Raw genomic sequence first — 8,852 nt, forward strand, 5'->3', positions numbered from 1 at the left:
TTTCCATTTTAAAATAGTTTTGCTGCACATAAAACGCCTAGGGCGATGGAGTTTAGTTTTGATTCATCACTATCTGCTCTGGAAGTTAGCACAATAGGTGCTTTTGCTCCGACAATAACCGCTGCATTGCTGGCAAACATCATAAATCCTAAGGTTTTATAAAGAATGTTTCCACCTTCAATATCCGGCGCCAATAAGATATCTGCTTTTCCAGCAACGGGATGTTCTATCCCCTTAATCCGTGCGGCTTCTTCTGACACTGCATTATCCAAAGCAAAAGGACCACCGACAAGGCAACCTGTTAGTTCTCCTTTTTCATTCATCTCTGTTAAAGCAGCTGCATCCATCGTATCTGGCATTTTAGGGTTAGCTTTTTCTTTTGCACAAATAGAAGCTACTTTAGGCTCTTCAATATCAAGGGCCTTTGCTACTACCACGGCATTTTCAATGATTTGCTTTTTGGTTTCCAAGTCTGGATCAATGTTCATGGCGGCATCTGTCACTAAGAACAATCGATCAAAACCTTTAATATCAAAAACAGCTACATGGCTCAATACATTACCTGTCCGAAGGCCAATTTCTGCGTTAAGCACAGCCTTTAGAAAAATAGAAGTATCTACAAGGCCTTTCATCACCATGTGTGCTTTGCCACTAGAAACCAGTTCCACTGCTTTCAGAGAAGCCTCCATCATATCCACTATGTTTATTATTTCAAAGCTACTGAGATCCAAACTGTTTTCACTGGCAAGAGCTTCTATTTTATTCTGATCTCCCACCAATATAGCGTCCGCAACCCTCGACTCTTTTGCTCTTGTAACTGCCTTTAAGACATCCAAATCCTGCGCACACGCAACAGCAACAGTTTTAGGTCCTCTTTCACGAGCAAAGTCCATTAGATCCTGCATGGATTTAATCATTATAATTCCACCTCTTCCTCATAAACTTTAGCTTTTTCTTCGCTACGAAGCACTCGCAAAGCTCCTTCATTCAAAGCAATCATCTCATCTTCTCCTGGATATACCATCACAGGAGCCATAAAGCCTATATATTCTTTAATGGCGGCGATTAGTTTTTCTGAATAAGCCATGCCACCTGTAATAATAATGGCATCTATCTCTCCTTTTAGAACGGTGGCCATCGCGCCAATCTCTTTGGCAATCTGGTAGGCCATTGCCTCATATACCCGTTTAGCATCCTGGTTTCCATCTTCTATCTGTTTTTCCACTTCTCTTACATCGTTGGTTCCAAGATAAGCCGTCATACCACCATAACCGCGAAGCTTATTCATAATTTCTTTTTGGTTATACTTCCCAGAGAAACACATGCGCATCAAATCACCGGATGGCACTCCTCCGGCTCTTTCAGGTGAGAAGGGCCCCATTTCGTTAGCATTGTTATAGTCTACAGCTCTTCCCTTTAAAAGAGGTGCAACGGATATTCCACCGCCAAGATGGGCCACAACAAAGTTGGCATTGTCAATGGATTTATGCCGTTCCTCTGCCGCTCTCCTGGCAACAGCTTTGATATTTAATGCATGCCCTAAAGATTTACGCTCCAACTCAGGTACACCGGAAAGACGTGCAAGATTTTCAAATTCATCTACAGCCACCGGATCAACAATATATGATTCGGCATCCGCTTCATCAGCAATTGCTTTTGCAAGGATTCCTCCTAAATTAGAAGCATGTTCTCCTTGATATCCCGTTTGTAAATCTTTTATCATAGCATCTGTAACGCTATAGGTACCACCTGGCATAGGCCTTAATAAACCTCCTCGACCTACTACAGCTCGTAAAGAGCCTACCTTAATACTACATTCTTTCATCCAGTCTTCAATTAAGGCTTTACGATAGCTGTATTGATCAGCCAATTTTTCAAACTGCTTCAACTCATCAACGGCGTGTTCTAGCTTTTTTTCGTGAACAATTCCTTCTTCCTTAAAAATGGCTACTTTCGTTGATGTTGATCCCGGGTTGATCACCAATACATATTCTTTACTCAAGGATTCACTTCACCTCCCAAAATATGATTAACACTACTCTTATATGTTAAGCAATAACCATGCCATTAATCTTTTTCCGAAAAACAACTTTACCTTCTCTGCTATACTCACATTCTTTACCGGATTCATGGTTCACAAACAAAACTCAATAGAGATAGTGCAATAAAATGCATGCAATAAAATGCAGAAAGCCACGCAATATCTTGCATGGCTTCAGTCAATTCCTAACTTTTTAATTTTATAATATAGACTTCGAATAGAAATATTTAAGGTTTCGGCTGTTTTGGTCCGATTATTTCCATGCCTTTCCAATGTATCTTCTATAATCTTTTTTTCAGCTTCTTTCAATGCTTGGTCAAGACTTGCTACCTTCATCTTTTTATCCGATAATGATGCCGCATAGTTGTTGGAAAAGTCTGTTTCGCTATCAAAGAATTTTGGTAAATGCTTTGCTTCCAGCAATGTATCTTGAAGCTTCATGTTCACCATCGCTCTTCCTATATAGTTTTGAAGCTCTCTGACATTCCCCGGCCAGTGGTATTGTTTCAAATGCCTTAAAGCTTCCGGAGACAGATCTTTTGCATTTCTACCGTATTCCTGATTGTACTTATTAAGAAAACTAAGAATCAAAGGATAAATATCGTTCATCCTGTTTCTTAATGGAGGAATACGGATGGGTATTACATTTAGTCGGTAGTAAAGATCTTCTCTGAAACGCCCTTCTTCTACCGCTTTTTCAAGGTGAACATTAGTCGCTGCTATTACTCTTACATCCACATTGATAGATCTGGTAGATCCGACAGACATTACTTCTCCTTCCTGCAATACTCTCAATAGCTTCACCTGAGTGCTGGTAGGAATTTCTGCTATTTCATCAAGAAAGATAGTCCCATTATGTGCTTCCTGAAACAAACCTATTTTACCGCCTTTGCGCGCACCAGTAAAGGCACCTTCTTCGTATCCAAAAAGTTCGCTTTCCAGGAGAGACTCGTTAATAGCGGCACAATTCACCCGCACAAACTGTTTATATCTTCTGTCTGACAAATTATGTATGGCATGAGCAAACAGTTCTTTACCCGTACCACTTTCTCCCCTTAATAGGATATTTGCCGGTGTTTTTGCTGCTTGTCTTGATTTTTCAATACAATCTGTCATTTGTTGATCAGACGCAATGATATCATCAAAGGTGTATTTAGCTTCTAGCTTCCTAATAATTTGTCTGGCTAACATTAACTCCCGGTTCAATTTTTTCATTTCGGTTAAATCCTGTAAAATCCCTACGCTTCCGCGCAACTCCCCATCTACGATAATAGGTGACGCACTTGCTATAATTTCTTTATGATGCTTTCCTACTTTTAGCTTGGTATTGCTTACTGGTTTTTGCTTCTTAAGAGCTTGCAAGTGTACGCTTTGACCTTCAGAAATATCAACCGTTACCGGTTTTCCAATAATATCTTTTTCTGATAAGCCGGTTAATTTAGTATAGGCAGGATTGATCAACACATGAATCCCTTTTTCATCACAAACCGAAATAGCATCTTGAGTAGAATGCAAGATTCCTTCTAAAAGACTTTGCATTTCTTTTAATCGATCAATTTGATCGTTCAAACTAGTCAGGTCACTTATATCACGAAAAATTGCTACAGCACCAACCACTTGTCCAAGATCATTATGCATCGGCATCCTTCTGATAGTTATTTCTTTATTACCAATTTTCAAGAAGTTGTCCGCTGTTATTTCTTCAAGAACCATCACGTCAACTAACTGGGTTTCCGGAAAGTTTTCAGAAATGTATTTTCCAACTACTTTCTCTTTAGAAAGTCCTGTCATTATTTCGGCGGCATGGTTAAACAATGTAACCACGCCACCTTTATCAATAATCATCATTCCATCATTTGTAGAGTCTAGAATTGTTTCCATTTCTTTAGTCATCATTATCAGAATCCACCTTTATTCTGTTTCAGGGTCCAACAATTGAATTTCAAAAGACTCTGGCTCTATCACAACATCCGTGGCAATATTTTCCACATTCATTGGTAACCACACTCTTGGAAAGACTTCGTGCACTCCAGCCTCTAGGCCTTCTAAATCGATAAATATCATTATCGTTCGTGTATCAAGATTTTCCAGAGAATTGCCAAGAGCTGTAAGCCTTACATGAACCTTCTCCGGTAGAGAGCCTTCATCAAGAGTGAGATCTGCATCTTTATTCTCGTAGCGTATATTTTCCCGGCCAATTTCTAGTATATGTTCTTGCATTGCTTTAACCTCAATATCCAACAGTATCTCTCTCTCATTGTGAGGTCTTACTTGGTCAGGAAAAAGAATCGGCACCCTCACTTGTTTGCTTTCCGTAAGATCTCTTAGCTCCACCAGCTCTGTTTTTAACCGGCTAATGCCCTCCAATACATTCGATTGACCTCTAACCGTTACCGATCTTGGTTCGCTGTTAACTCTCACAATCCTATATCCTTCTGCTCCCTGAATATTCATATCTATTTCTACCGGTACCGACTTAATCTGATCAATCATTACATTAACCTCAACAAAGCCCGTCTTTACTTCAACCTGATCCACTTCCTCCCCTCTACTATTAATAGCGCGTAAAGGAAGGCTTTTCGAAATATTATTGTTTTCATTGCTCAGCTGAAGTTGTGCAACGATTTCTTCGATAGAGTTTATATAGCTTTCTGGTCCTTCAACCCACACTTCCTCCGGTTTGATTTGTGTCTCTCCTACTACAAAACCTGATGCAGGAGTACCTTCGACATTTAACCCCACAGGTATTTGTTTCTCAACAATTCTTTCCAGCTCTACGGTGACATAACGGGGACTATACTCTACTTCTACTCCGCCCGGCACACTAACTTCTATTGGAATTGAGTTAGTCCCTTCTTCATAGCCTCTTAAATCAACTTTTGCATCAATATTATTTCGTGTAACGCGATGTACCTGATCCCTATTTCCTGTAAGCCTAACTCTGATGGTGGGTTCCGGATTGCCATATACCACTAACCCTGATTGACGTATAATGTTTTCATTGACTAGTTTTACAGGTATATTCAATTCTTCTCTTGTTATTCTGGGATTGATTACACTCATTACATAAATCCATAATAAAAGTGCAAATAGAATCGAGATGATTTTTGCCGCTAAATTTTTACTAAGAAATTTACTCATCATTACGCCTCCACTTATACTTCCAAAACTTCCATTGCTGTTTGCTTTTAATCTCAAAACTGTTATCAATATATTTTTTCAATGTGTCCACATCTAAGAAACGAGTCAGTTTACCATTTTCAGCAATCGAAATCGCCCCTGTTTCTTCTGAAACAATCACAACAATGGCATCGGATTTTTCTGTAACACCAAGTCCGGCACGATGACGTGTCCCTAATTCTTTATTAATAGTAGGGTTTTCTGTTAATGGCAGAAAACAGCCGGCTGCCATGATTTTATTTTTTCTAATAACCACAGCACCATCATGCAATGGCGTATTCGGAATAAAAATATTGATCAGTAAAGCTCTTGATACGGCTCCCGCAATGGGGGTTCCCGTCTCAATAACCTCATTTAACCCGGTATCTTTTTCGATAACAATTAAAGCACCTATCTTCTGTCTGGATAAAGAACCCGTTGCTTCTCCCACTTCTTCTACCAAGCGATTTATTTCTTCATGTTCGATATCAGCTATTGATTTGGTCAAAAACTTTGTTCTGCCGATATACTCCAATGCCCTTCTTAACTCCGGCTGAAAAACAATAAGGAGCGCAATAAGCCCTACAGTCATCGTATTTCTTAAAATCCAGTTAATGACATGCAACTGAAGCCAATCGCTCATCTGAGTAGCAATTAGCAATACCAATATGCCTTTTATCAGCTGTTGGGCTCTTGTTTCACGAATGAGCATATATAATTTATAGAAGACAAAGGCAACAATTGCCATGTCAACCATATCCCATATTCCAATATTCCTTAATATATTTAATATTTCCTGCATAGCGACACCCCTGATTATGTATAAGCTTTTTTACTTATTTTATATATTATACCACTCTCGCCTTAATATGCCTATGGGGTCTTTACACTTAATATTAGTAGATTCATTTAAGATTTTTTCGTCTTAGGGTTGTATTTTTATTCATTATAGTGTATTATTTATGCAAGTAGTTTTATTTTAGGAGGTTATCTTATGAGCAAAGAAAAAGCAGTGTTAGCGTATTCTGGCGGTTTAGATACATCCGTCATCTTAAAATGGTTGCAAACTCATTACGACTATGATGTTATCGCCGTATGTGTTGATGTCGGACAGGATGAAGATTTATCATCCGTCGATAAAAAAGCCTTGGAAACAGGTGCGATAAAATCTTATGTCATTGATGTTGCTGAAGAATTTCTAACAGATTATGTCTATCCAACCTTGAAGGCAGGCGCCATGTATGAAGGAGAATATTTACTTGGAACATCCTTCGCTCGACCTTTAATGGGTAAACTTCTTGTTGAAATAGCTGAAAAAGAAGGCGCCGTAGCTATTGCCCACGGCTGTACTGGTAAGGGCAATGATCAGGTGCGATTTGAAACAGCTGTAAAAGCATTAAATCCTCATTTGAAAATCATTGCACCTTGGAGAGAATGGGAGATGAAATCCCGGGAAGATTGTATCGATTTTGCCGAAAAACATGGAATTCCAATACCTGTAACAAAGAAAGATATTTATAGTCGTGATCAAAATATATGGCACTTAAGCCATGAAGGCGGGAATTTAGAAGATCCATGGAATGAACATGAATCTGAAATTTATAAAATGACTATCCGCCCGGAAGATGCACCTGATAAAGCTACCTATGTGGTTATCGATTTTGAAGAGGGTATCCCCGTAGCTGTTGATGGAGAAAAACTTGCACCAGTATCTCTACTGAAAAAATTAAATCAATTAGCTGGGGATAACGGCATAGGTGTCATTGATATTGTTGAGAATCGATTGGTTGGAATGAAGTCTCGAGGTATATACGAAACTCCTGGTGGAACATTAATGTATGAAGCACATAAAATACTGGAAAAACTGACTTTAGATCGTATGACTCAAAGCTTCAAACGAACTTTAGCTGAGCGTTATTCCCAACTAGTATACGACGGACTATGGTTCACTCCCTTAAAAGAGGCCATGGACGCTTTTGTAGACGTTACCCAAAAGCCAGTTACCGGGAAAGTACGATTAAAATTATATAAAGGTAGCTGTACGAACGCTGGCTCCTCTTCTCCTTTTTCTATGTATAGCGAAGAATTTGCTACTTTTGGTGAAGATGAAGTGTATAATCAAAAAGATGCCGAAGGATTTATCAACTTATTTGCTTTGCCACTAACAATCCGGGCTATCATGAAGGAGAAAAGAAATAAAAAATAGCACTTCCGCTCCCTATAATGGTTATTATATTAATAGAAAAAACTCCGCCTTGTGCAGCGGAGTTTTTTCTGATATATATACTTTATGCACAGATATTTACGGATTAAACAGATAATTATAAGAAAGTGGTGATCTTTAATGCGCAAAACAGCTTGGTTTCTCGTTCTTGGTATTATCGGATTTCTTTATATTGCTTCCTCTATTCCTGGTTTAAGAGTACTACCAGTCCTCAGGCAGTTAACTCATATTGCAACAGGCTTTGACTATATCTTCCAGAGTCTGTCTGAGTGGATCGCCAAGCGAATACCTTTAGATTTTGGTGAGTTAGCGTACATTGATGCTGTTATGAGAGACTTCTTGACTTACATTCGTGAAAATCCAGTTCTTATAGAGTTTTTTCTTCGGAAACTAGCACATGTAATCATCTTTTTCTTTCTTACTATTGCTATTTTTATTCTTCTTTATCAATATATTTCTAAAGCCAGTATTGCTATGATACTTTCCTTTTTTTTAGGTTTTGTCTTAGCCGTTTTAGATGAGTTCAGACAATCCTTTGTACCAGGAAGAGTCGCAAGCGCTGTAGACGTTTTTATTGATATGATCGGTGTTTCACTTGGAATACTTTTCATCCTTTTTGCCTTAATCATCACGAGTGGAGAACGGTATCGGTTTTTAAAGCATAAAAAAATGAAGAAAAAATCATTGTATCCTAAAGTAAACAAACATCCAGAACTAACTGGAAAGTTCAAAAAACAAAAATAAAAATCGACCCTTCGCAACCTCTGCAAAAAGCCGACCTAATGGTGCCCAGACGCGGAATCGAACCACGGACACGAGGATTTTCAGTCCTCTGCTCTACCGACTGAGCTATCTGGGCATATCGATGAGTATGTATGGTGCGGGTGGAGGGACTTGAACCCCCACGGTCGCCCGCTAGATCCTAAGTCTAGTGCGTCTGCCAATTCCGCCACACCCGCATGGTCATAGACACTAAAGGTCTACTATAACTGGTTATTGTTTCTCGTCACCTTACTTACCACTAAAAAAAGGCATAAAAATGGTGGAGGGAGAAGGATTCGAACCTTCGAAGTCGTTGACAACAGATTTACAGTCTGCCCCCTTTGGCCACTCGGGAACCCCTCCACTTCATGGAGCTGGTGATGGGACTCGAACCCGCAACCTGCTGATTACAAATCAGCTGCTCTGCCAATTGAGCTACACCAGCATGTTATTAAGTTATGACACTTATCTATACTACCATATTATTTATTGAATTTCAAGTATAATATGGCGACCCGGAAGGGACTCGAACCCTCGACCTCCAGCGTGACAGGCTGGCATTCTAACCAACTGAACTACCGGGCCTAAATGGTGGGCGCAACAGGGCTCGAACCTGTGACCCCCTGCTTGTAAGGCAGGTGCTCTCCCAGCTGAGCTATGCGCCCT

General features: G+C 39.5%; 7 protein-coding genes and 6 tRNA genes. 2 read left to right on the forward strand and 11 right to left on the reverse strand.

The annotated features are described in order from the left end of the window. Positions 1-8 precede the first annotated feature (8 nt). From ptb to cdaA, 5 genes are all read right to left on the reverse strand, one after another. Entirely contained in the window at positions 9-917 is a 909-nt protein-coding gene (gene ptb / locus BLV55_RS04070) for a phosphate butyryltransferase (protein WP_093311435.1), read from the reverse strand. Continuing rightward, entirely contained in the window at positions 917-2,002 is a 1,086-nt protein-coding gene (gene buk / locus BLV55_RS04075; RefSeq protein WP_093311438.1) for a butyrate kinase, read from the reverse strand. The genes ptb and buk overlap by 1 nt, the downstream gene beginning before the upstream one ends. Before the next feature lie 213 nt (positions 2,003-2,215). After that, positions 2,216-3,937: a sigma-54 interaction domain-containing protein gene (locus tag BLV55_RS04080; RefSeq protein WP_278279992.1), complete on the reverse strand. Its 1,722-nt coding sequence runs from the start codon at positions 3,935-3,937 to the stop codon at positions 2,216-2,218. Between the two features lie 15 nt (positions 3,938-3,952). Further along, positions 3,953-5,182 carry a CdaR family protein gene (locus BLV55_RS04085; RefSeq protein WP_176968248.1) on the reverse strand — a complete coding sequence of 410 codons (1,230 nt, stop codon included), beginning with the start codon at positions 5,180-5,182 and terminating at the stop codon, positions 3,953-3,955. Then, positions 5,175-6,002, reverse strand: coding sequence for a diadenylate cyclase CdaA (gene cdaA / locus BLV55_RS04090; protein ID WP_093311441.1), 828 nt, complete (start codon positions 6,000-6,002; stop codon positions 5,175-5,177). Before cdaA ends, BLV55_RS04085 begins: the two co-directional genes overlap by 8 nt. A gap of 192 nt (positions 6,003-6,194) precedes the next feature. Here cdaA and BLV55_RS04095 point away from each other — a divergent pair, with 192 nt between their 5' ends. Continuing rightward, on the forward strand, positions 6,195-7,406 hold the full coding sequence (locus tag BLV55_RS04095; RefSeq protein WP_093311444.1) for an argininosuccinate synthase: 1,212 nt from the start codon (positions 6,195-6,197) through the stop codon (positions 7,404-7,406). A 138-nt stretch (positions 7,407-7,544) separates the two neighbouring features. After that, entirely contained in the window at positions 7,545-8,168 is a 624-nt protein-coding gene (locus BLV55_RS04100) for a VanZ family protein (protein ID WP_093311446.1), read from the forward strand. 39 nt (positions 8,169-8,207) lie between these two features. Here BLV55_RS04100 and BLV55_RS04105 read toward each other — a convergent pair. The 6 genes from BLV55_RS04105 to BLV55_RS04130 form a co-directional block, all read right to left on the reverse strand. Further along, positions 8,208-8,283 (reverse strand) — tRNA-Phe (locus tag BLV55_RS04105). 17 nt (positions 8,284-8,300) lie between these two features. Beyond that, positions 8,301-8,383, reverse strand: a tRNA-Leu gene (locus BLV55_RS04110). An 81-nt stretch (positions 8,384-8,464) separates the two neighbouring features. Next, a tRNA-Tyr gene (locus tag BLV55_RS04115) sits at positions 8,465-8,549 on the reverse strand. Positions 8,550-8,555: 6 nt separating this feature from the next. After that, positions 8,556-8,631: transfer RNA gene (locus tag BLV55_RS04120), tRNA-Thr, on the reverse strand. Positions 8,632-8,694: 63 nt separating this feature from the next. Then, positions 8,695-8,771 (reverse strand) — tRNA-Asp (locus BLV55_RS04125). Between the two features lie 4 nt (positions 8,772-8,775). After that, positions 8,776-8,851, reverse strand: a tRNA-Val gene (locus BLV55_RS04130). Between the last annotated feature and the right edge of the window lies 1 nt (position 8,852).

Origin of the sequence: Tindallia californiensis, assembly GCF_900107405.1 — a bacterium.
Classification (GTDB): Bacteria; Bacillota; Clostridia; order Peptostreptococcales; family Tindalliaceae; genus Tindallia; species Tindallia californiensis.

Bases quoted from the DNA above. Each gene is read 5' to 3' on its own strand.
- ptb (WP_093311435.1), bottom strand. From the start codon at position 917: ATGATTAAATCCATGCAGGATCTAATGGACTTTGCTCGTGAAAGAGGA.
- BLV55_RS04080 (WP_278279992.1), bottom strand. From the start codon at position 3,937: ATGATGACTAAAGAAATGGAAACAATTCTAGACTCTACAAATGATGGA.
- BLV55_RS04085 (WP_176968248.1), bottom strand. From the start codon at position 5,182: ATGAGTAAATTTCTTAGTAAAAATTTAGCGGCAAAAATCATCTCGATT.
- cdaA (WP_093311441.1), bottom strand. From the start codon at position 6,002: ATGCAGGAAATATTAAATATATTAAGGAATATTGGAATATGGGATATG.
- BLV55_RS04095 (WP_093311444.1), top strand. From the start codon at position 6,195: ATGAGCAAAGAAAAAGCAGTGTTAGCGTATTCTGGCGGTTTAGATACA.
- BLV55_RS04100 (WP_093311446.1), top strand. From the start codon at position 7,545: ATGCGCAAAACAGCTTGGTTTCTCGTTCTTGGTATTATCGGATTTCTT.